The 641-nt window shown below is 35.9% G+C and carries 1 protein-coding gene; it reads left to right on the top strand.

Translation table 11 applies throughout. From position 1 onward, the window contains the following. Positions 1-22 precede the first annotated feature (22 nt). The coding region (locus N1032_RS25990; RefSeq protein ID WP_259543510.1) for a hypothetical protein at positions 23-641 on the top strand (619 nt) is incomplete at its 3' end.

Below are 641 nucleotides of genomic sequence, written 5' to 3'. Positions count from 1 at the left end.
CCTTATTTTTTTTGATGAGTTCTTGACGAATCGCCTGTATTTACAGGATGAATTTGTGCAGTTAATGAATACAATCTCAACGATTGTACGCCGCCGTGAAACTGTTAAGATTTATATGCTCGGTAACACGGTAAATAAATTCTGCCCTTACTTTAAAGAAATGGGGCTAGAGCATATCCAGAAAATGAAACAGGGTACTATTGACGTATATACATACGGCGAAAGTAAATTAACGGTAGCGGTTGAATATTGTAAATCGTCGGCAGATTCGCAGAATAAAGAGGCAAATAAATACTTTGCTTTTGATAACCCGAAATTGGCAATGATTACGGGCGGAGCGTGGGAATTGGCGTTATACCCTCACTTACCATATAAATATAAGCCCTCGGATGTTCTTTTGACTTACTTTATTGAATTTAACGATAATATATACCAGTGTAATATTATCACTGTAGGCGAAAACTGTTTTACGTATATTCACGCGAAAACTACGGAATTACAAAACCCTGATTCTGATATGGTGTATTCGCTGGAATTTGTACCGAAACCGAATTATAATAGAAACATCTTCAAGCCAATTAATAATATCCAGAAAAAGATTATGTGGTTCTTTAATACTGACCGCGTATTTTATCAGGATA

The organism is Herbiconiux daphne, from assembly GCF_024979295.1.
Classification (GTDB): Bacteria; Actinomycetota; Actinomycetes; order Actinomycetales; family Microbacteriaceae; genus Herbiconiux; species Herbiconiux daphnes.
Note: the sequence above shows the minus strand (reverse complement) of the source record. Positions and strands in the feature narration are given on the sequence as shown.